This window comes from Glaciecola nitratireducens FR1064, from assembly GCF_000226565.1.
Lineage (GTDB): Bacteria > Pseudomonadota > Gammaproteobacteria > Enterobacterales > Alteromonadaceae > Glaciecola > Glaciecola nitratireducens.
In genome coordinates this window covers 3,405,196-3,426,711 of record NC_016041.1, presented here as the reverse complement: position 1 = coordinate 3,426,711, position 21,516 = coordinate 3,405,196, and the positions used below count along the sequence as shown (strand labels likewise).

Genomic DNA, 21,516 nt, shown 5'->3' with positions numbered 1-21,516 from the left:
CGCCCTTAAATAAACTGCCATAGATTATTATAATGTAACGAATGATAACCTTTACGCGATCAAATAAATAGGCGGCATCCGCTTTGTACTACTTCTCAATCAGCGATACTAGAGTGGTTAGTTGGTCAGCCTCACTTGCTGGTTTGTCCCACCTTATTCGATGAATTCTAGGAAAGCGAAGTGCAACGCCCGACTTATGACTTTTAGAATGGTGAACAGAGTCGAACGCGACTTCAAAAACCAATTCCTTTTTTACCTCTTTCACCGGCCCAAAACGTCCAATGGTATTGTTCCTTATCCATTTATCGAGTTGCTTCAACTCATCATCAGTAAAACCACTATAGGCCTTTCCTATGGGGAATAACTTATCATCCTGCCAGCAACCAAAGGTGTAGTCAGAATAGAAAGAAGATCGTTTGCCGTGTCCTCTCTGTGCATACATGATAACGGCGTCCACTAGCTTCGCATCTCGCTTCCATTTGTACCATTGACCTTTGGGTCTGCCTGCGACATAAATACTGTCTTTATTCTTTAGCATGAGCCCCTCAATGTAGCCGTTGTCAGAGATATTAGCTTTTTCACGAAGGGCTCGAAGTTCTTCAATATTGTTAAAAACTAGAGGGACGGAAAGCTTCAAGAGTCTATTTGATTGTAGTTCATACCAAGCTGTTAATTGCGAGCTGCGTATTCGCAATGCTTTTTCTCTTAGGTCGCTACCGTTAATGACTAAGGCATCATAAAGCATCATTCCAACGGGAATTTCTTGCATCAATTTTTTGCTAGGCTTCTTTTTATTCAAACGCTGCTGAAGTTGGTTGAAGCTATTAATCTGCTCGTCTTGCATCGCTAGTAGCTCGCCATCAAATACGCCAGATACACGCGTCTCATCAATACTATCGAGAAGGTCAGGAAAACTGCCGCTAATATCGTCGCCTGTGCGGCTAAACAAGGCTTTACCGTTTTCATTGCAGACTAACTGCACACGTATTCCGTCATATTTCCACTCGGCTTGCCAATGCTCTGATGAAATAATTGTGAGTTCGTTGTCACTTAGCGGGTGGGAGAGCATGACCGGCTGAAACGTAATCTTTTTTGATACATCGGGTTTATCCGCTTTACCCTCCAACCAGTCAAACAAGTCGAGATAGGGTGGTTCCACGCCATGCCATACTCGTTCAATATCTTCGGTGCTTATATTATTTTGCGGTAATTCGTTGGCGTATTCCGCCAATACTTTCTTTAGGAATCGGGCTGATAAACCGATACGTAAACCGCGTGTGCCTAACTTAATTAAGGCCCAGCGCTGCGGGGCGGTCATTCGGTCTAGTAGGCTTACCAAGATCTCTTCTACTTGCTGCTTGTTGCTTTGTTTAAAAAGCACGACGAGCTCATGCAAACTGGGTAATGATACATTTTTTGAAAGCTCTTTCGTTGCTTCGCCAGTGCTTGGCCACAAGTGGGCAACGGTTTCACTCATTTCACCCACATAATCATATGATAAATCGAACAATACGGGATCAACGCGAGCGGTTATCAAATCCTTTATGAGTTTTCGCTTGAATAAATCAAAATTGAGAGTGCCGGCAATAGCGGCTATCGCCCAACCTCTATCTGGATTTGGCGTTGTGCGCAAGTAGTCGCGCAAAATAGCTGATTTAGCTAAGTTGCTAGAGGTAAAGTAGAGTTGATCAACAAGCCTCGAAAACGCGTCCATTAAAGCAAATTCCCTTTGAAGTTTTGAGTGAGTTTATCCTGCTGCTGCGAAGTCTCCGGTTGCGAAGTATCCCGTTGCGAAAAATAAAGAGGGGATGTTGATAGCACTAGAGAAAGCAACATATATTTAGTCATCGTCATTCCCCTCAGAACGACCAATCAGCGACAGGGCTTTGGCTTCATATCCCATTAACTTTGCCTGATGCACCAACGCGGCCTCACGTCCGTGAGTTACCCACACTTCTTGTGGATTTACCTCCTCAATAGTTTGCAATAGCTCCGGCCAATCACAGTGATCAGAGATGATAATGGGAAGCTCCGCTCGGCGTTGTTTTGAACGTGCTCTAATTTGCATCCAGCCAGAGGCCATGGCTGTCATAACATTAGGGAGTTTGCGAGACCACCTGTCGTTCAGCGCCGAAGGTGGCGCGAGTACGATTTCACCGGCCAAGGATTTAAGATTTTCAACGTCGTTAACCGGAACAATATTCCCAAGCTCAATGCCATAGCTTGAATAGAGTTCGCAAAGCTTTAACAGTGCACCATGCATATAAATAGGTTTGCTATAGCCTAGCTCACGTAATGCCAAGATGACCCTTTGGCATTTACCTAGCGCATATACACCGACAAGATGGCATCGGTCTGGAAATAACGCCAGTGATGCCAGTAGTTTATTCACCTCTTGATTAATCGGGGGATGTTTGAACACAGGCAGGCCAAACGTTGCTTCAGTGACGAATACATCACATGGCGTTACTTCAAATGACGCACAGCTTGGATCATAGCTGCGCTTATAGTCACCTGATATGACCAAACGATGATCATTATGGTCAATGACTGCTTGCGCTGAGCCCAGAATATGGCCCGCGGGTTTAAATATTAATTCGCCCTTATTTAGGGCTATCTTGTCGTTGTAAGCTAATTCTATCTGCTTTTCTGCGTGCTCCTCTCCGTATCGAATGCGCATTATTGCCATGGTCTCGGGAGTCGCATAAACTTCACCGTGTCCTGCTCTAGCATGATCAGCATGGCCATGCGTTATAATGGCACGATGGACTGGATTAACGGGATCGATATAGGCATCGAGTGCCTCGCAATATAATCCATTTTCGTTAGTATTAATCCAATATCGAGGATGTTGCATATAACTCAGTACTATCGTTAAAAAAAGCGATACTTCTGAGTACGAATAAAATCGCTTTTAAGTGCGTTTATTTCATACTTTTGCTCAAGTTTGACGAAATAAAGTCAAATCATGCGCCCGCATTTGTCACTTAAAAGAGTTGATATTGGTTTAATGAAATCTATTCCTGATAACTTTAAACGTTGGTTTGAGCAGCGTGGCTGGGTTTTGCGACCTTATCAAAAAAAGATGGTAAATGCGTTTCGTAAAAATCAATCGACCTTGCTTATCGCGCCAACGGGGGCTGGGAAAACACTATCGGGTTTTCTGCCTTCTTTAATCGATCTTGCGAAGCAAGAGCAAACAGGCCTGCACACCCTTTACATATCTCCTCTTAAAGCGCTGACTCATGATATCCATCGAAATCTACAACAGCCAATTGATGATATTGGTCTTACCATTACTGTGGCCTCCAGAACGGGAGATACGACATCTTATCAGCGACAAAAACAGCGTAAAAAGCCGCCTAATATTTTATTGATCACGCCTGAATCACTGATGCTGATGTTATCTTATGCTGATGCACCGCGCATATTTGGCAAGGTCAAAGCTGTCATTGTAGATGAGGCGCACAGCTTTGCCTTTACCAAGCGTGGAGACTTCACTGCTCTTGCGCTCGCTCGTTTGCAATATTTAAGTCCGAGTATGACGCGCTTTGGTTTATCTGCAACGGTAGCACAACCGGCATCACTAGCAGCTTGGTTAGGTGAAAATGGTGAACCTACCGATGTTTTGCAGGTGAATAGTCGAGTTAAGCCCAGTATTAAAATTCTCACATCAAAAGAGCGAATGCCCTTTGGCGGCTATATGGGAAAATATGCCGTTAAAGATATTTACTTACAAATCGCAAAAGCAAAAACGACCTTAGTGTTTGTCAATACCCGCGCTCAAGCTGAACTTATTTTTCAGCACCTGTGGAATGAAAATAGTCAGTTGTTACCCATTGCTATTTATCATGGTTCGTTAAGCAAAGAACAGCGCTTAAAAACAGAAAATATGATGGCGTCGGGCAAGCTAAGAGCCATTGTGGCAACCTCCGCTTTAGAGTTAGGCATCGACTGGGGCGACGTCGATCTCGTGATACAAGTTGGCGCACCAAAAGGCGTAAGCAGATTATTGCAACGCATCGGGCGTTCGAATCATACCTTAGATGAGCCATCACGAGCCTTATTGGTGCCCGCAAATCGATTTGAAACCTTGGAATGCCAGTCGGCTATTACCGCGATAAAGCGCAATGAGTTGGACGGCGGTGCGCCAATGTCTGGTGCGTTGGATGTGCTACCACAGTTCATCATCAACTGTTTGTGCAGTGCCCCAGCAGATGAAGAACAAATTTATCAACAGGTGATTGATGCAAGTCCTTACGGCGGACTAGACCGAACAACCTTCAATCAACTGTGGCAATTTACGGAAAACGGCGGTTACGCACTGCAGGCTTATGAGCGCTATAACCGATTGCATAGGCGTGAAGATAATTTATTCGAGCCAGCGTCAAAGCGCGTCATTATGCGTCATCGCCAAAATATTGGGACAATTGTCGAAGCGGGTAGGTTAAAAGTAAAGCGTTTACGGCGCTCACATCAGGGTAAAATTATTGGTGAAGTAGAGGAGTATTTTGCCCAAACACTCGTGCCGGGTGATACCTTTTATTTTGCCGGCGAAGTGCTTCGGTTTGAAGGTATCAAAGACATGATGGTTGAAGCTAAGCCGGGCAAAGCTAAAGAGCCCAAAATTCCCAGCTATACGGGCGGGCAACTGCCGCTCAGTACATTCTTAGCCGATGGAGTGCGAGAACTACTGAATAACCCCGAAGAATGGAAAAAAATGCCTAAGCAGGTGGTTGAGTGGCTCGAGCTTCAGCGCAATTTTTCGATGATCCCAAAAACGACTAAAGTCCTAATTGAACAATTCCCTTACAGGAAAACTCAGTACACACTTTTTTATACCTTTGAAGGCCGTAAGGCCAATCAAACATTGGGCATGCTGGCAACAAGACGAATGGAAAAAATGGGGCTGAAGCCACTGAGCTTCAGTATTACAGATTATGGGCTCTCAATCTCTTCAATTGAAGCGGTCACAAGTGCGCATCTTCCGAAGCTATTCAACCCTGATATTTTAGGTGACGAGCTTGAAGATTGGATGCTGGCAGCGCCGATGCTGAAACGTTCGTTTCGCAGGGTGGCAATCGTGAGCGGCTTAATAGAGCAGCAATATCACAGCACTAAGAAAACCATGAAGCAAGTCACGTTTTCAACCGACTTGATATATGACACCTTACGAGAGCATGATCCAGACCACATACTCCTGCGCGTTACTCGTGAGGATGCTGAGCGTGAGTTACTTGATTTACAGCGTTTAGCCGACATGTTGATTCGCTTTGATCAGCAGTTTGATTTCAGAGTGTTATCGAAAGCTTCGCCGATGGCAATTCCTATTGTGTTAGCGGTAAAATCAGAACAAGTAAAAGGTCAGGGCGCTGAGGCGCTATTAGAACAGGCAAGCTTGTATCAAGAGGCTGAAAATATGTTGCAAGAGGTGAAAGACCTTCTCAACCCAAGCGGTGCAGGGAAGACAGTTTGATATCAGAAAAAGCCCTAATTGCAAGGCTGAGCCATAAGCAAAGCTGCATTGTAGAATTTGCAAATAACCGTTTCCTGCTGGATGCCTCTGGTACGATTTTTTGGCCCGATTTCGATTTGTTGATTTTCTCTGATCTACATTTCGAAAAAGGCAGCTTTTTATCTCAATTTGCTAATCCATTGCCAAGAATGGACACGCGTAAAACCCTCGATAACATGCAAAAGGTACTTGCAACCTATCAGCCCAAATGTGTCGTTTGTTTGGGTGACAGCTTTCATGATGGTAATGCGATTAGTCGCATGGAAACCAGTAATATCCAGCTACTGAATAGCATGGTGGGTTCTGTGCAGAACTGGCAATGGGTGCTGGGTAACCATGATCCAGAAATTCCTAAAGAGATCGCGGGGGAATCTTTTGTAAGCCTTAAGCAACACAATATTTTGCTAGTGCATGAGCCAGAAGACTTGAAAAAAATCAATGAAGAGCAAGCAAGTACTCAGACGATAACAGCGCAAATTATTGGCCATTTTCATCCCAAGATGCGCACCAAGCAATCAGGGCACAGCATGTCGGGGAAGTGTTTTATTGTTGCTAATGACGTCTTACTTATGCCGGCCTTTGGTCAGTATACAGGAGGACTTTCGGTTGATGATAAGGCGATTAAAAATATCATTACTGAAAAGCCCGCCCAATTTCTTCTTTACGGACAGAAAATATTTAATATCCGCTAGCTTAAAATGAGACCGACTTAGTCTCGCCAGCGCTTCGTCAAATCAGCGTAAGCGTCTATTCTTCTATCTCTGAAGTATGGCCAAATCCTTTTTACGTTTTCGGTGCGCTGCATATCAAGTTCCACTGCCAGCAATTGCTCATCGCTGCTGTTTGCTTGCGCGAGTATTTCACCTTGAGGGCCGGCTATGAAGCTATGCCCCCAGAATTGAATACCTGTATCGCCTGCAATCGGTGAGGGCTCGAAACCGACGCGATTGGCAACGATAACGGGTACTGAATTTGCGACCGCATGTGAGCGTTGAATGACTTGCCATGCATCTTGTTGACGCTTTTGTTCATCAATCGTGTCTGTTTTATCCCAGCCAATTGCCGTTGGGTAGAATAAAATATCCGCGCCAGCCATTGCCATTAACCTAGCGGCTTCTGGATACCATTGATCCCAACACACTAGAACACCGAGTTTACCCACGCTGGTTTGAATAGGTTCAAAGCCCATATCACCTGGTGTGAAATAAAATTTCTCATAAAAGCCGGGGTCGTCCGGAATGTGCATTTTGCGGTATTTACCCGCTATATCAGCACTGCGATCAAAAACGACAGCTGTATTGTGATAAAGGCCTGATCCACGTTTTTCAAATAAGGACGTTACTAATACGATATTGAGTGATGCTGCAAGCTCGCCAAAAAAAGCGGTTGCGTCTCCCGGAATGGGCTCGGCCAAATCAAACGCGTCAACGTCTTCTTCTTGGCAGAAGTACAAGGTGCTGTGTAGCTCCTGCAATAAAATACATTCGCAGCCATCGGCCGCCAGTTGTTTTACTTTTTCAGCACTTTTTGTCCAATTTTCAAGCTTATTATTGGACGCGACAGACTGCTGAACTAAGCCCACTTTTAGTGTAGATTTCATCTGTTTTGAAGCCGCCTTCTTACTCAAGCTATCTGATGATTGTGTACTCATAATTCGCTCACTCCATTTTGTGCTTTTTCAATGATTTCAGGCTTTAAGGTATTTTGCGGCACCTGCATAGTAATGCAATGCAAACTACCGAATTGCTGAACCAATGGCGCGCAGTTGATCGCAACAATTTTGTGATTTGGAAAAGCTTTCTTTATCACTTCTAGGGCTTCAGCATCTTCTTTTTGCTGATAAATGGGAAATAAAACCGACATATTGCAGATGAGAAAATTGGCATAAGACGCAGGCAATCGATCACCTTCTTCATTATGCATATCAGGCAATGGCAGTTCATAAATAGCGTGTGTGGGAAAGGCTTGTTGACACTCCATGCGCAGCTTAAATAGTCCTTCAAAATGGCTATCATTAGGTCGATTGTATGCGCCTTGAATAACTAAGCCATGCAGGGGCGTAAAACGCACTAAAGTGTCAATATGTCCGTCGGTGTCATCGCCTTCTAGATGACCATGCTCGAATATGCTGATTTTCTCCGCACCCAGCTGTTGCCTAAAGATATCAACATACTCTTCTTCAGTTAATTCACCGTTTCGAAGCTCATTAAACAAACACGAGTGTGTCGATATTAAGTGTTGATTCTGGTCAATTTCAAGCGCACCGCCTTCAGCGACGATATCGCAATACTGCATAGGATGCTGACAAAGGTCGGCTAACACCAGCTGATTTATTTTATCGTCTTTAGCGGCATCAAACTTTTGTCCCCAGCCGTTAAACCGGAAGCTAAGCGGAACGTTCCCATCGGCCGATTCGCAAGTTAAAAATGCGTAATCACGAGCCCACGTATCATTATATTCACAGGTAACGCAAAGTACTTTTGCTCTGTATGGAATTAAGCTTTTTATCAAACCTAACTCTTGCTCGCGACAAAGTAAAATTACTGTCGCGTTAGCGTCATTGATGGCACTAATTAAACTAATATACGTTGCCTGAACGTCAACCAACCAGGGTTTCCAATCAGTATCTGGATTTGGCCATGCGAGAATAACGGCCTCCTGCTCGGCCCATTCGGGAAGAAGGGTTAAAGCAGGCTGTGAATTTTTGAAAGACATAAGTAGCTCAGTTCCTAAACAAAACAAGCGCGTATCGCGAATGGGTGGATTATAGCGATTATTGCGCCCATTGCCATGTTGCTGTTAAGAATATTCGTCGAGGTTGCCCAACAAAATAGCGATAGTTGCCAAAAGCAGAGTCCGCTCGTTCAGCGTAGTCTTCATCCAGCAGGTTATAGATATTTGCGCTTAAAACCAATTGCTCAGAGTATGCGTAACGCAAATTCAAATCTAACAAAGTATGGCCCGCATATTCAGCGCTATTTTCAGGGTTGAGATAGTAGTTGCCCATGCGTTGCAGCGACAGTTCAGTTAGCAATGACGGATTTATATTCCAACCCAATTGTGCTGATCCCATAAACCGCGGAGCAGTGTCAATTTCGTTGCCTTTTATACTTGTACGAGCCAGCGTTAGGTCATTGGTATAATTATGCTCTGCATAACTGACATTCGCATTGATGTAGATATTGTCATTAAGATTATACGTTGCCGATACTTCAGCACCGTTGTGTTCAGTCTCTCCATTTGACACATTTTGTCGATTGCTATCTTGGAAAATAAAGTTTGATTTGTCTTGCATGAATACCGATGCATTAATATTAAAACTGTCGGTGTACAAACGCCAACCTAGTTCAAGGGCATCCATTTCTTCTTCGTCTAAATCGGTAATTTCTTGGCCATTTTGCAGTCTAAAAAGTTCTGTGGCTTGAGGGGCTCTATAACCTTGACTCCATTTCGCATAAATAGACTGCTCACTGTTAATAGAGTAAAGCAGCGATAAGGACGGAGAAAAAACGGTAAAGTCGACATCTTGGTCGCTTGGACGCGAGAATCGGCAGCCTGTCACATTTGCAGCACATGCGCTGCCGTCAGACAGAAGGTTGTCATAGTCATAGTTAATATATTCAAGTCGACCGCCGGCAGTTATCAGGAAATCCTCTAATTGCCACTGCACTTGCAAGTAAGAGCCGATTTGTGAGGCATCTACATCGTAGTCATAGTGCTCGCCAGCGGGTATCGTCGGTGAAAAATCCTGTGCTTGGCTTTCTCTCAAGTTTGCTCTTGTAAAATCAGTATCTATGCCCGCCGTAAACGATAAGTCGCCGATTACATAATAGTATTGAGCCTGCAATCCAACGCTAGTGCTGCTGTTTTCTTCCAGCGCTTTCCAAGGCAAAAAGTGCTGTAAAAACGCCATCTCATTCCACCGTAAAAATGGGGTCAGTGTTAATTTTCCGGTGTCTAAATCACGGCTAAAGGCAGAATATGCGCGCAGCGACTTGGCATCCCTATACGCTTCTGGATTAGGATTTGAACGGCGAATTTGTGCGTCTCTGTATACCTCAAATCCTTCAACAAAGCCTGCGGTCTCTTGATTTAGGTTAGCCATGTCGACCAATGTTTTGTTTTGCCATACGTCGCCTTTATGCTCATATATAGCAGTCAGCTTTTGCTGGTCATAGCCACTATTTGCTTGATAGCCATTGTTTTGCGTTATGTTGGTGAATACACCAAGTGCAGAATTGTTTTGCTGTGACCGAAACCCTAAGCTTGTTTTAATGTGATCATCGCGCCCAGCTCGAATGGCTAAGTAGTTAGCGTCGTCAGAAAATGCATCAGGTGATAAAATATTGATTACGCCATGCACTGCATTTGTGCCGTACAAGGTACTAGCCGGGCCGCGCAATACTTCAATGCTTTGGGCTTGTTCTGAATTTGCATCAAATAGCTGGTTGGCGTTACAAAAGCCAGGCGCACGCAATGAAATGCCGTCAACAGCCATAAAAAATGCTCCGCAACCTCCTGCGCCTGTTAGCACTGGAGAGCGCACTGCAGTCAAATGCTCTTGACCATTACCTCGACTGATCCATGTGCCCGAAATTCGACTCAATGCTTGATTAATATGCTGGTGGCCAATTAAATCTAGCGCACTTGAATTAATCGCATCTACACTTGAAGCCGTTGAAAGTAGTGTGGTTTTACTGCGATTAGCAGTAACGACCATTCTTTCTATCGTTTGCTCTGTTTTGGTGTTGACCTTATTTGTAGCGATGTCTTGAACCGTAGATTGATTCGCAGATGCCCAACCGTTAGCTAAAAATATTGCCGTAAGCAACGTGACTTTAAAAGGAGTTTGAAAAACTGAGTCTAGTTTTAACTTTGCTGCTTGCTTTACCGAAGAATGTGAATCTTGACGCTGGAAAATTGTCATTATGAACCTGTGATTTTTTATTGAAATTGTTGTCGAAAAAATAAAAGTAATTGGCTACTTTAAATGGCGACCACCGTCTAGGTGCAATGTTTGACCGGTGACATAATCGCTACTCAGCAAATAATTAACCGCTTTTACCGCTTCTTGCGGACCTGGACATACTTCAAGCAGCGATTTTTTTAGGGCTTTTGCGCGGTAGATGGGGGAATCATGATCGTTGAACATCACTAGTGCCGGTGCAATGCTGTTTACCTTTACCTTTACCTTTGGTGCTAGTAGTGCACTGAATGACAGTGTTAAATTGTGCAAAGCTGCTTTACTAGCGGCATAAGCGATGTGCTTTTTGCTGCCTTTTATTTGTACGTAGTCGGTCATGTGAATAATGTCACTGACAACATCATTAGAAGCCAGCATATTTTGCAACGCTAAATTCAGTTGGTAAGGTGTATTTGCGTGCACCTGCATCATCTTTTGAAACAACTGGTTATAGTCATTCGTATCGGCCTCCTGATCCCAGTCTGAGGCATTGTGTATAACAGCACGTAAGGTTTTGGTTTGACTTTTTACGTCCGAAATTAGCGTTGTTATACCATCTTGCGTTGCGAAGTCAGCTTGGATTACCACCGCACCTAGCGCTTTTAATTCATCTACTGCGGGCTTTTTAGTTCTGTATGTTATAATTACTTCGTGTTGCTGAGCTATTAAGTCTTTTGCAATTGCCAAGCCAAGGCGTTGGGCGCCTCCTGTAATGAGTATGGGGGAAGTCATTAAAATGCTGGGTCCTTTTGGTGATTAAAAATGCAAGTTCAAAATAAAGTTGTTTAGAGGATATACGCTGCGTTTCTTAAATTCGAACAAAATAAAGTTTTTTTGAAAATTTTAAGGAATGCTTGCGGAATATTTAAAGTTTAAGTTGAAAAAGTAAACCTTTCTGACAATTCAACACGTATACAATTTTTATACTATTTACCGGAAGACCAAATGTTAGCGCATGAAGCTATAAAAATTCGCGGAGCAGCTGAACCTTCAATTTCAGCGGAAGCGACTATTGTCCGCCGAGCATTAGAAGCCAAAGGTCTTGAAACACCTATGGTTGAGAATGCATTAAGCAACGAAGAGAAAAGAATTAAAATTCAAGCCGCAATGCGTGAAGTAATGGAAACGCTTGGGCTAGATTTGACTGACGATAGCCTGCAGGATACGCCAAATCGCATCGCTAAAATGTACGTCAATGAGATTTTTGCTGGTTTGGACTATCGTGCCTTTCCAAAAATAACGCAAATTGAAAACAAGATGAGTATCGATCAACCTGTTCAGGTAACCGATATTAGCCTAACCAGTACCTGTGAGCACCACTTTGTCACAATTGATGGAACGGCAACCGTGTCCTACATTCCAAAGGATACCGTCCTTGGTTTGTCAAAGATTAACCGCTTAGTCGGATTCTTTGCGCAGCGACCGCAAGTACAAGAAAGGTTGACTCAGCAGGTCATGGTAGCTATTCAAGCGCTAACTGGAACGGATGATGTTGCTGTCAGCATTAATGCAACCCACTACTGTGTGAAAGCAAGAGGCGTGAAAGATAGCCAATCCTTTACCAGAACAAGCTCGTTGGGAGGCGCGTTTAGCACCAACCCTGATTTGCGTAGAGAATTTTACCAACTGAAGTAAAGTGTTGTTGGTGTAATGATATTGAAATCACCCCCGAAAGTTGACATAAATTTCGGGGGCTTCTTTACTAGAAGCTAAATTACAGCTACTTTACCAAGTGAAACTCAGTTTGCCTGCCGTCCATATACGTGACAGTCTTACCATCAAAGAAGGCATTCTCTTCAAGCATTATTCTAATTTCTTTGCCCCATTGCTCAATGAATGTTGCTGCGTTCAGCTCAATTGAATACGCCGTATTTGCATGCAGTGGATAGTCACCCTGAATTGGTACGCCGCCCTGTGAATCCCACATTCCTAACGTAGTTCCGGCCGCATGACCATGATAACCAAGAGGATGTGTATAAATTGAGGGTTTAATGCCTTCGTCAACAGCCTGACTGCGCGCTGCTTTTAATATTTCGTTACCCGTTTTACCTACTTCAAATAAGTCGGTAAAAATATCCTGCAGACGGTTACCATTCTTCAATGCAACTTTCAGGTAATCTGGCGCATCTAATTCTCCTTCATTTAATACGTAAGCGTGTTGCTGTTGATCGGTATTGAGGCGCAGATAATTTATGCCAAAATCCATATGCAACAAATCGCCGCGCTGAACTACCAGAGGCTCTGCGCGTTTGCTAAAAGCTTCAATATGATTAAATTTTTCTGCACTTGCTCTTTGAATGCTCACGCTAGGATGAAACCAGTTTGTTAATGCTAATGAGCGGCTCTTGTCTCGCAACCACCAAACAATATCGTCAGTAGTGGTGATCCCCGGCTTTATAAATCCGCTAGTGTAGGCCTCTTTAATAATAGCGTGGCCAATTTTAACGATGGTTGGATAGAGCTCCATTTCAAGTTGAGTGCGGGTTTCTAGCCATGCAATAGCTAACTTTTCTGAAGAGACTATTCGCTTAGCTAGCTCATTGCCTAACTTTTCGGTGAAGGCAAGATATTCGGTAGCAGTAATGCCGTCGGCTAATGCAAAATGCTCTGATTTATTAATGGCAATTTTTTGCGGATTGATCTGTGCGATTAAATCGACGAGTCGTTGCCATTGATCCGGCTCTTCTTCTTTATCCCATGCTTTTTTGAACAAGGTATCTACTTGGTAACGAGCTACCGCATAGCGCTCTAATGGCTTGCCTTCGCCAGGGTCTACAATAAGTAAAATAGTACGTCTGCGGGCTGAGAGCCAAGTTGACGGCAGCATCGTTTTCAATACAGGGTCTTCATTATATTCGCGTGATATTAAAAGCCACATATCAATACCTTCTCTGCGCATAAGCTCAGGTAAGGTATTGTTTAGTTTGTCGCTTAATAGTTTATCGATGGTAGCTGAACGTTCACGCATGGGCATGATTTGATCGTACACACTAGCTGGCGACAATCGCTTGACGTTATCTTGAGCTAACTCGTTCGCCAGCGTTTTAGTTGAATAAAGCGCCATAATTGAAAACAAAGAAAGCGCTGCCGTACTCAGGACTATTGATTCAAGCCTTGACGCCAGCGTGTATATTCTTCTCAGTCTTATCGTATTGTTCTGCATGAACATTCCCGCATTAGTAAACTTTATCGAAGTATATCTAAAGCCGGCTAAAATGCGAAACGTTTGCTCATTTCATTACCGCTGCCATCGCGCACAAGCACTTTCAACTCTTCCATCGATGCTATCGCTTCTGGCATCACAATAGCTCTGTAAGGCTGCGTATTATCCATAGATATAAAGGTTTCGATTCCATCCTTGTCCACTAAGTAAAAATCAACTTCGGCAAGAGGTAATGCCTTTTGTTCGCCAAAAGTTAAATTCACAGGAATAAACAAGCGCTTATTATCAATATACGTGCCAGGCATTGTGACATTAAATATTTCACTGCCTTTATGTGTTTGATCAGCTTTTAATAATACAAAACTCAAGGGTTCCAAGGTTGTGGTTAATTTTCCCTGTTGTACTTTTGCGTTGTTACCAAAAACGCTCGAATAACTAAATGAATCAACGTTTAGTGACACATTTTGTGTTTGCATACCCATGTTAAAAATAGCCAAGTACTCTACTTTTTCATCAGTATCAATACGAGAAAACGCGACGATTCTTTTTGTATTATCTATCAGTCTATTTTGATGAAGACCTGATCTTAATGCTTTGTGTTGTTCACGCAGCTTCGCAAATTTTTGCAAGGACTGGTATATAGGATGTCTCTGATTGAAGTTATCTTCGGCGGTCGTTTGACGCGAACCTATAAGCTCATTATCGTTGTATACTTCGACGAGAGAGGCATCCATATCTTCGCGCGCGTCGACGTCACCACCATCTCCTGTGAAACCTTGTTCGTCACCGTAATACACAACAGGTATGCCGCGTGACAAATACATAAATGCGTGACCAAGCACGCTTCGCTGCAGCTTTTCAGCTTCTGAAACGCTGTCGAAGCCCTGATTGATAAAAAAACCAACACGACCAGCATCGTGGTTGCCTAAGAAGTTCATGAGTATTTCCGGTGATGAGTCGGCATCTCGATAATAATCGTCATTGTCGAATAACTGCCCCAGTCGGTTAACGTCTTTATTATGAAAAAGACTGTCTTTCACGTTAAAGTGAAAACCGAAATCTAGCACAGAAGGCAATTTTCCAGCGGTAGTGAATTTGCTCAATACAGCAGGGTTACCATCATACACTTCTCCAAATATATGAAAGTTAGGAATACCTGTGCTTTTGGCATGCGCAACAATATCCGGTCCGAAACTTTGCCAAAAGCTTAAATCAACGTGTTTAACTGTATCGATTCTGAATCCGTCTGGTTTAAATTCATCAATGATGTTTTTGAAGATCTCTGTCATCCCCTCAACAACCTCAGGATTGGATGTATTTAGGTCATCAAGCCCAGCAAAGTCACCGTTGACAACACTTTCGCCTTGCCAATAACTATCTCCTTGATTGTTGTAATACTTAGGGGCGTTTAGCCATTCTGGAAATTTTACGGCTTTTTCAGCATCAAGTACGAAAGGCGTGTAGACGTCGCCACTTTGGAGTTGTTCCGTACTCTTGTACTGACAGCCTGGCTCGTCTTTTATGAAAGTACCGTCTAGCTTATGGCATTCTTTGTATTTGATAACATCAGCGGTGTGGTTAGTGATAATGTCAAAAAAGACTTTCATTCCGCGCGCATGAGCTGCATCAATTAAACTGCGGAGATCTTGATTACTGCCGAAATGGGGATCAATTTCCGTAAAGTCGATGACCCAATATCCGTGGTGGCCGAAGCCGTCGCTTTGCACTGCGCGGTTTCTCAGTAACGGTGTCATCCAAATTGCGGTGACTCCCATGTCTTGAATATAGTCTAGCTTGGCCTCAATACCTTGAATATCGCCGCCGTGAAATGCCCATTTGGAGGTCTTATCAAGCCCACCAAATGAAATTGGTCGATTAGGATCGCCGTTGTCATTGCTCGGATCGGCATTGTGAAAACGGTCTGGCATCACAAAATAAAAAATATCGTCTTTAATATCTCTCGTTAAGTATTCGGTATTTTTAGCTGCAATGCTATCGTCGAGTGCCTTAGATGACTCACTTGACTGTTGCGAGCAAGCGACCAAAGCAACGAGAACTGAACTGAGAATCAATGTTTTTATGATGTAAATATTTGCTAAACTACGTATTTTCATTTCAATGCTGTTTCCGTGTCTTCATGTTGAGTACTGCCGCTTCTAATAACAAATAATGGGAGACTATTTTTATTTGTACCTGATTTATTCGTCTATTCGTCAATTAGGAGACCTAAGGAACTTCATTTCCTCTGGCAGTTTGAAATAACAAATACCAGTCTTCTCGCGACAAATTGACTTTGCCCGCTTGGGCGCATTCCTTTATTCGGCCTATATGTGTAGTACCAATCACTGGTTGGATATTGAATGGATGCTTCAATAACCATGCTAATAATATGGCGTTCGGATTACTGGAATATCGATTGGCAAGTTGACCAATTAATTTTGTTGTTGCCAATTCAGCGGGTGATGGGCTGGCGCTTGGCTTGCCGGTAAAAATGCCTTGTGCCAGAGGTGACCAAGCTTGCAATTGGATATTTTGTTGCTCACAGAATTCCATTGTCCCACGCGGAAATCCGCTTTGGCTGCCCTCTTTCATATTGGTCGTAATGCTTTCTTCAACGAAGTCGGCATGCTGCAAGCTCATTTGCAGTTGATTCGCAATAATAGGAACTGAAATTGCCGACTGTAGCCACGCAATTTGACCGGCGTGCATATTCGACACTGCCAAATGTGAAAACTTACCCTGCTTGTGCAGTTTTTCGAGTGCTTCAGCTGAGTCATCAAGGTCCATCAAAGGATCAGGGCGATGAAGAAACAGGACATCGACATTCTCAGATTGTAGGCGTCGCAAACTGCTATTCAACGCAGACGTTATCCACTCAGGTGATAAGTCATATTGTTTAACAGCATGTGTGGGTGTTAGCTTGATACCCACCTTGGTTTGCAACACCATTTTTTTACGTAAAGAAGGCGTTGCTTTGAGTACTTGACCAACCACGTCCTCGGCTTTTCCGAATGTGTAAATATCAGCTAAATCAAATACATTTATCTTATTTTCTAGACAAGTTTCAATAATTTGCTGCGCTTCCTTCACATCTTTTTCTTCTGCCGGAACATCGCTCCAACCGCCACCCAATCCCATGCAACCGTAAACGAGTTGACTAGCTTGAGGGTAGTGGTCATGGATAGGAATTTCTGTCATCTTGATGATCTCTATAGATAGTTAAATAAATGTAACAGCAAACGGCCCATGCTGATGAATGAATACGTATGCGAGAACGTTTTGCTTCATCGGACTATCACGGTTTAAAGTGGTAGTAGTGTAGAGATTCGGTATAAATTAGCAAATCTTAACGCTCGCAAAAAGTAACAATAGACTGCAACGGAAAAAGAAAAAAAGTTGAATAAGTCACTGTTTTGAGCTCAAGGATGCAAGTTAGTGTCGAAACGCTTGTTTATGACAAGGTCGATTTAAACCTTAAATTAGCTCAGTTGAAACTGAATTTGTCATTAATTTTGAGATAAATAGAATAAAAATGAAATAATTTATAGTAGTCTAGGGTCTACACAAAGGAAGCAAAATAAATGAGTTAATCAGAACTTTGCACCAAGTAATAATAAGAACCAAATAGTCAAAGGGACAACATGTCAAAAAGTTATGTAGAAGTAGTAGAACAAGCAATTAGCTTACTTGATGACATCAGTCTTAGCGATTACAAAGAAGTGCTAGCTCCGCACTTTACTAGCAGTATTGGTACCCACATCCGTCATATTGTTGACCATTTTCTAGCCTTGAAGGAAGCGAGTTGTAGCGGGCACATTAACTATAACAAACGCAATCGACATAGCGATATTGAACTCTCCCCAATAGCAGCTATCGCGGCATTTAAAAGTATAACGGAATGGTTAAACCAAACCTGTAGCAATCAGTTATCCAAGCAGCGTGTTTCAGTACTTACCGAAATAGACATTAGTGACACTAAATCGACAAGCTGTGAGTCTACTTTTGAAAGAGAGCTCGTTTTTGTGGCAAGCCACGCAATCCATCATTATGCGTTAATTCGCATAATTCGAAAGATGCAGGGTAAAGATTTACCGGAATTCTTTGGTTACGCTCCCGCCACGATAACGCATTTGACGCATTCAGCGTAGATTGCATCGCCCCTGGATCTCAGCAACAAAATCGAACACAAATATTACTAGAGCACAGTAATTCCACATTTTTTTTGTGTGTTTGCGTGCTACTATGCGCGCAATGACACCTTATTCAGCACTAAACTATGTCTATAGAAACTACTTTACATGATCGCAGCGAAAGCAAATGCGAGCTTTGCACTAGCACCGATAATCTGTCGGTTTACCCGTTACCGCATTCACCTGATGAAACCGCTAATTGCGCTGTATTGGTCTGTGCCACTTGTTTGGGGCAGATTCAAGACGCTGCTGAATTAGATATGAAGCACTGGCGTTGTTTGAACGATGCAATGTGGTCCACCGTTCCAGCAGTGCAGGTGTTGGCCTATCGTCTTCTGCATAAATGTAGCGCAGAGTCGTGGGCACAAGATGCAATTGATATGCTGTATTTGGATGACGAAACTAAGGCGTGGGCTGATTCAGGCGTAGCAGACGACCGCGAGCCAACGCTTGACGTTAACGGTGTTCCATTGGCTACTGGTGATGCTGTAACTATCATTAAAGACTTGGATGTGAAAGGCGCAAACTTTACGGCTAAACGCGGTACCCCTGTGCGCAACATCGGTCTTAGCGATAACCCTTTGCACATTGAGGGTAAAGTGAATGGTCAGCGAATTGTTATTATTGCGGCTTACACCAAAAAGAACTAATGCTGTTGATTAGGGGTCCAGTCGCGATAAGCCTCATAATCCTTGCCAACGTAGAGTTTTAGCAATTTTTCTGGGGCGCTGGGAAAGTGCACACTGAGCAAAAGGCCCGGCGTGTGGTTAAAACTCTTATCGATGCCAAGGGCGTGAAATTTGGCGCCCATTTTTAGATATTGACGTGCCAACACAGGAATGTCCTTACCGTCATTTTCAATACTCATTAAAAATGCACTCAGTTGATCTTTTAAATTGACCTTTTGAGCCAGTTCGTCAATTTCTACATGGCTTGTGAACTCAAATGGATTTACCGCATCAACTTGCGATGAACTTTGTATGTCTATTAAGCCTTGCTCAATGAGTTTGACACTGCGCGGATCGAACAACTTACTAATGGATACCGTTCCGTACAATGTTCTATATTGAGGGAATTTAGCTGCGAATCGGCCAATGCCTTTCCAAAGTAGCAGCAAACCTTGATATGACCCTTGCATTTCCGGAACCAGAAAAGACCGACCCATTTCCATACAGGGGCCTTGTTGATTCACAAAGCTGGGTTTAAAATTGAACATCTTTTGTAAGTACAAACCAGCGGGACCTTGTTGTTCCGTTAATTTATCAGTTAGTCCCATGCGATACGCACCGACAATTTTATGCTCTGTATTTTTAACGATAAATAAATGTGTGTACGTTGCATCAAACTCATCCGTGTCTAAGGCCTGTCCGCTACCTTCGTCATGCATTCTAAAAACGATTTCACGTAATCGAGCAATTTCCTGGACTACCAAGGGTAGTTGAGATTGATAGCCGAAATAAACCGAATATTCCTTGTTTTCAAGCAGCAGTTGTTGATTTGGCAACGCTTTAATTTCACTGATTAAGTGTTCAGGCTTAATTTCATCAATAATCGGCAACTGCTCTGTTACTGTGTCGGCGGGCCATTGGTAACGCCAGCGATGATCCTGAGCATAACTCAGGGCTCTACATAACATGGCTTTATCGCTGTGATTAAGTTGTTTATCAAACTGTTTTTGTTGAATCGCATTACCGGTGTTAATAACGATCTTAGCGCCAGTTTTATTCAGCAACTCGCGCCCTAAAAGTAACATTCTTAATTTAAAGTAAATTTTTTCAATACGATAAAAGTTAGCGCTATTTTGGCCATTGACGAAAATAGGCACAAATTGGCAACTATCGATGCTGACAAGACGGCCAACAAGTTTATTCCAAATATGCTCGCTAATGCCTGATTTGGCTTTTTGGTAATAGGATACTTTTCCTGCAGGAAAAATCAGCAGAGCGCCTTGCGACTGCACATGTTTAACACAGTGACGCAGCGACGGGCCATTTTTCGGGTCATTTGCAGACAGTGGATTAGTGAAAATAAAATAATCAGAAATTTCCTTAAAAATGCCGAGGCCTTTATTTGCCAACACCTTTAAGTCGGGGCGCACTTCACCAATTAAACGCGCAAGTATTACCCCTTCAATACCGCCGAATGGGTGATTACTTGCTATCACCACGGGGCCTGTTTTAGGTATCTTACTTTGTAATTCTTTTGCACCTTGAATGTCTAATTTAAGTATTTCTATTAGCCGGTCGGAAAAGTCTTCTTTGCTCAAGCCCTGCATTTCGTGTTGGCGATATAACGTATCCATTTTTTTGATACCAAGCAGACGGTCAAGAAACCAAACAAAGATTTTATTGGCTAGGGTGGGCTTTGGCATGATGTTACTAATACTGATGGCGTGCGGCATGAATTCCGATGTCTCTAATTGAAGAGTATCTTTACGATAGTTAGGTTTGCTTATAGAAAGAAGATTATCCTTTTTTCTTTCAATTTGTTAGTGCTTCTTTTAGTTTAGTGCAACACAAATATTGCTATCAACTCGTGCTTGTTTTTTATTCACAACATGCTAAAACTAATAAACATTTCAAATTAATTGTTTTGAGTCGATAACGGAATAACGGACGACAATTGTAATCTCGTAGTTTCTCTTTCATCGCCTACACTTTTGTCATCTATTTGAATAATTGACTAACTCGTAAATAACCATGAGATAAACGCATGCTACTGATGTCACAACTGCATATCGATATTGCCAGAAACTCAACGGATGATTTCAACCTGTTTCACGACAAAAGTCGCTGGCACTGGCTGCGTGGAAATCCATTTGAGGGCCCTATAGCACTTGGTTTTCAGTTAGGGTGCTTTATTGAGTATCAGTGCAGACTGTTGGCAATGAATAGCACAAGTGAGATTGATACAGACCAATTTCGATTTAGTGCTTATGAGTTTAGTTTTGCTAATTGTGTACGCCCCGATGATGAAGTGACGTTGAGCGTTAAGCCAGGAAAATGGTCGAGCGGCGAAGGCCCTAGCACCTATAGTCGACGCTTAATTCTCAAGGCGAATAAAAAGCCCGCCATTGTAGGATTTAAGCGCGACGGCAATCAAATGACATTGCCATTGCCAAGTAATTTACCGCCTATGCACATGTTAAATAACTTGCCTGATAGAGAGCTCGTTCCGGGTACTAAGTATTTTTTAAAACGAAAATATATGATTGTGGGCAACGCGAAAAACTTTCTTGCTAGCGCCGGTGCAGAGCAAAGCCTGTTTATTGATGAGTTTGCGGACAAAGTCGATTTTCCTGAAATGTATCCACTGGGGCTAATTTCCTCTGCATTACTTGAGAGAGCTTTGTTTGAAGATATTGATTTGATTTCTCATCCAATGATTTACGCAAGTCAAAAGCTGTGTATTGATAAGCAGCAGCTAGAAGAGCTGCGCAGTAACGACGCTATCAATATTCTTGTTGGGCCCGATATTTCTGAGGATGCCAATGAGTTTGGACCTGAATCAAGCAGCAAAAAGCGTGTCACTCAAGAATGTGTTGCCTATGCCAACGAAGATACCCCTTTGTTTATCGCAAAACTCAGCTTGATCCCGTTAAATAGCTTGATAAACAAAAGTTCTGATGAATTAGAATAGTTTTTTGCCCGTTTATGCTTCAAATAAGGCATAATATCGCCCGTGT

The 21,516-nt window shown here is 42.9% G+C and carries 16 protein-coding genes; 6 read left to right on the top strand and 10 right to left on the bottom strand.

All coding sequences use genetic code 11. The annotated features are described in order from the left end of the window. Positions 1 to 88 precede the first annotated feature (88 nt). On the bottom strand, positions 89 to 1,714 hold the full coding sequence (locus tag GNIT_RS14615) for a cisplatin damage response ATP-dependent DNA ligase (protein WP_014110047.1): 1,626 nt from the start codon (positions 1,712 to 1,714) through the stop codon (positions 89 to 91). A 126-nt stretch (positions 1,715 to 1,840) separates the two neighbouring features. Further along, positions 1,841 to 2,857: a ligase-associated DNA damage response exonuclease gene (locus tag GNIT_RS14610; protein ID WP_014110045.1), complete on the bottom strand. Its 1,017-nt coding sequence runs from the start codon at positions 2,855 to 2,857 to the stop codon at positions 1,841 to 1,843. A gap of 153 nt (positions 2,858 to 3,010) precedes the next feature. Between GNIT_RS14610 and GNIT_RS14605 the strand changes: the two genes are divergently transcribed. Next, positions 3,011 to 5,476, top strand: a complete 2,466-nt coding sequence (locus GNIT_RS14605; protein ID WP_041246909.1) for a ligase-associated DNA damage response DEXH box helicase — start codon at positions 3,011 to 3,013, stop codon at positions 5,474 to 5,476. Then, a complete protein-coding gene (gene pdeM, locus GNIT_RS14600; protein WP_014110043.1) occupies positions 5,473 to 6,207 on the top strand; it encodes a ligase-associated DNA damage response endonuclease PdeM in 735 nt (244 codons plus the stop codon). Before GNIT_RS14605 ends, pdeM begins: the two co-directional genes overlap by 4 nt. A 17-nt stretch (positions 6,208 to 6,224) precedes the next feature. Here the strand turns inward: pdeM and GNIT_RS14595 are convergent, their stop codons facing one another. From GNIT_RS14595 to folM, 4 genes are read right to left on the bottom strand one after another with little or no spacing between them, the layout of a single operon-like run. After that, a complete protein-coding gene (locus GNIT_RS14595) occupies positions 6,225 to 7,115 on the bottom strand; it encodes a carbon-nitrogen hydrolase (RefSeq protein ID WP_041246908.1) in 891 nt (296 codons plus the stop codon). 47 nt (positions 7,116 to 7,162) lie between these two features. Then, positions 7,163 to 8,230, bottom strand: coding sequence for an agmatine deiminase family protein (locus GNIT_RS14590; protein WP_014110041.1), 1,068 nt, complete (start codon positions 8,228 to 8,230; stop codon positions 7,163 to 7,165). A gap of 58 nt (positions 8,231 to 8,288) precedes the next feature. Then, complete coding sequence (locus GNIT_RS14585; RefSeq protein WP_014110040.1) at positions 8,289 to 10,442, bottom strand: TonB-dependent receptor; 2,154 nt, start codon at positions 10,440 to 10,442, stop codon at positions 8,289 to 8,291. A 54-nt stretch (positions 10,443 to 10,496) separates the two neighbouring features. Beyond that, positions 10,497 to 11,210: a dihydromonapterin reductase gene (folM, locus tag GNIT_RS14580; RefSeq protein ID WP_014110039.1), complete on the bottom strand. Its 714-nt coding sequence runs from the start codon at positions 11,208 to 11,210 to the stop codon at positions 10,497 to 10,499. Between the two features lie 213 nt (positions 11,211 to 11,423). Between folM and folE the strand changes: the two genes are divergently transcribed. Next, positions 11,424 to 12,113 (top strand): GTP cyclohydrolase I FolE, encoded by a 690-nt coding sequence (folE, locus tag GNIT_RS14575; protein ID WP_014110038.1) that lies wholly within the window; start codon positions 11,424 to 11,426, stop codon positions 12,111 to 12,113. 85 nt (positions 12,114 to 12,198) lie between these two features. Here folE and GNIT_RS14570 read toward each other — a convergent pair whose 3' ends face one another. From GNIT_RS14570 to GNIT_RS14560, 3 genes are all read right to left on the bottom strand, one after another. Next, the gene (locus GNIT_RS14570) at positions 12,199 to 13,641 is read right to left on the bottom strand and encodes a M24 family metallopeptidase (RefSeq protein ID WP_014110037.1); all 1,443 of its coding nucleotides are present in this window, start codon (positions 13,639 to 13,641) and stop codon (positions 12,199 to 12,201) included. Positions 13,642 to 13,688: 47 nt separating this feature from the next. Then, a complete protein-coding gene (locus GNIT_RS14565; protein ID WP_014110036.1) occupies positions 13,689 to 15,755 on the bottom strand; it encodes an alpha-amylase family glycosyl hydrolase in 2,067 nt (688 codons plus the stop codon). A 112-nt stretch (positions 15,756 to 15,867) separates the two neighbouring features. Then, complete coding sequence (locus tag GNIT_RS14560) at positions 15,868 to 16,839, bottom strand: aldo/keto reductase (RefSeq protein WP_014110035.1); 972 nt, start codon at positions 16,837 to 16,839, stop codon at positions 15,868 to 15,870. A 443-nt stretch (positions 16,840 to 17,282) separates the two neighbouring features. On the opposite strand from GNIT_RS14560, the gene GNIT_RS14555 reads away from it, so the two are divergent. Together GNIT_RS14555 and GNIT_RS14550 are read left to right on the top strand one after the other, a co-directional pair. Beyond that, positions 17,283 to 17,789 carry a DinB family protein gene (locus GNIT_RS14555; protein WP_014110034.1) on the top strand — a complete coding sequence of 169 codons (507 nt, stop codon included), beginning with the start codon at positions 17,283 to 17,285 and terminating at the stop codon, positions 17,787 to 17,789. A gap of 128 nt (positions 17,790 to 17,917) precedes the next feature. Continuing rightward, positions 17,918 to 18,481, top strand: a complete 564-nt coding sequence (locus GNIT_RS14550; protein WP_014110033.1) for a PhnA domain-containing protein — start codon at positions 17,918 to 17,920, stop codon at positions 18,479 to 18,481. On the opposite strand, the gene GNIT_RS14545 is transcribed toward GNIT_RS14550, so the two are convergent. After that, positions 18,478 to 20,232: a lysophospholipid acyltransferase family protein gene (locus tag GNIT_RS14545; protein WP_014110032.1), complete on the bottom strand. Its 1,755-nt coding sequence runs from the start codon at positions 20,230 to 20,232 to the stop codon at positions 18,478 to 18,480. The genes GNIT_RS14550 and GNIT_RS14545 overlap by 4 nt on opposite strands. Before the next feature lie 311 nt (positions 20,233 to 20,543). On the opposite strand from GNIT_RS14545, the gene GNIT_RS14540 reads away from it, so the two are divergent. Further along, positions 20,544 to 21,470, top strand: coding sequence for a hypothetical protein (locus GNIT_RS14540; RefSeq protein WP_041246456.1), 927 nt, complete (start codon positions 20,544 to 20,546; stop codon positions 21,468 to 21,470). Positions 21,471 to 21,516: the final 46 nt, after the last annotated feature.

Coding starts and splice junctions, on each gene's coding strand:
- GNIT_RS14605 (WP_041246909.1), top strand. CDS start 3,011: ATGAAATCTATTCCTGATAACTTTAAACGTTGGTTTGAGCAGCGTGGC.
- GNIT_RS14565 (WP_014110036.1), bottom strand. CDS start 15,755: ATGAAAATACGTAGTTTAGCAAATATTTACATCATAAAAACATTGATT.
- GNIT_RS14570 (WP_014110037.1), bottom strand. CDS start 13,641: ATGCAGAACAATACGATAAGACTGAGAAGAATATACACGCTGGCGTCA.
- GNIT_RS14615 (WP_014110047.1), bottom strand. CDS start 1,714: ATGGACGCGTTTTCGAGGCTTGTTGATCAACTCTACTTTACCTCTAGC.
- GNIT_RS14560 (WP_014110035.1), bottom strand. CDS start 16,839: ATGACAGAAATTCCTATCCATGACCACTACCCTCAAGCTAGTCAACTC.
- GNIT_RS14590 (WP_014110041.1), bottom strand. CDS start 8,230: ATGTCTTTCAAAAATTCACAGCCTGCTTTAACCCTTCTTCCCGAATGG.
- GNIT_RS14540 (WP_041246456.1), top strand. CDS start 20,544: ATGCTACTGATGTCACAACTGCATATCGATATTGCCAGAAACTCAACG.
- folE (WP_014110038.1), top strand. CDS start 11,424: ATGTTAGCGCATGAAGCTATAAAAATTCGCGGAGCAGCTGAACCTTCA.
- GNIT_RS14555 (WP_014110034.1), top strand. CDS start 17,283: ATGTCAAAAAGTTATGTAGAAGTAGTAGAACAAGCAATTAGCTTACTT.
- GNIT_RS14610 (WP_014110045.1), bottom strand. CDS start 2,857: ATGCAACATCCTCGATATTGGATTAATACTAACGAAAATGGATTATAT.
- GNIT_RS14585 (WP_014110040.1), bottom strand. CDS start 10,442: ATGACAATTTTCCAGCGTCAAGATTCACATTCTTCGGTAAAGCAAGCA.
- GNIT_RS14550 (WP_014110033.1), top strand. CDS start 17,918: ATGTCTATAGAAACTACTTTACATGATCGCAGCGAAAGCAAATGCGAG.
- folM (WP_014110039.1), bottom strand. CDS start 11,210: ATGACTTCCCCCATACTCATTACAGGAGGCGCCCAACGCCTTGGCTTG.
- GNIT_RS14545 (WP_014110032.1), bottom strand. CDS start 20,232: ATGCCGCACGCCATCAGTATTAGTAACATCATGCCAAAGCCCACCCTA.
- GNIT_RS14595 (WP_041246908.1), bottom strand. CDS start 7,115: ATGAAATCTACACTAAAAGTGGGCTTAGTTCAGCAGTCTGTCGCGTCC.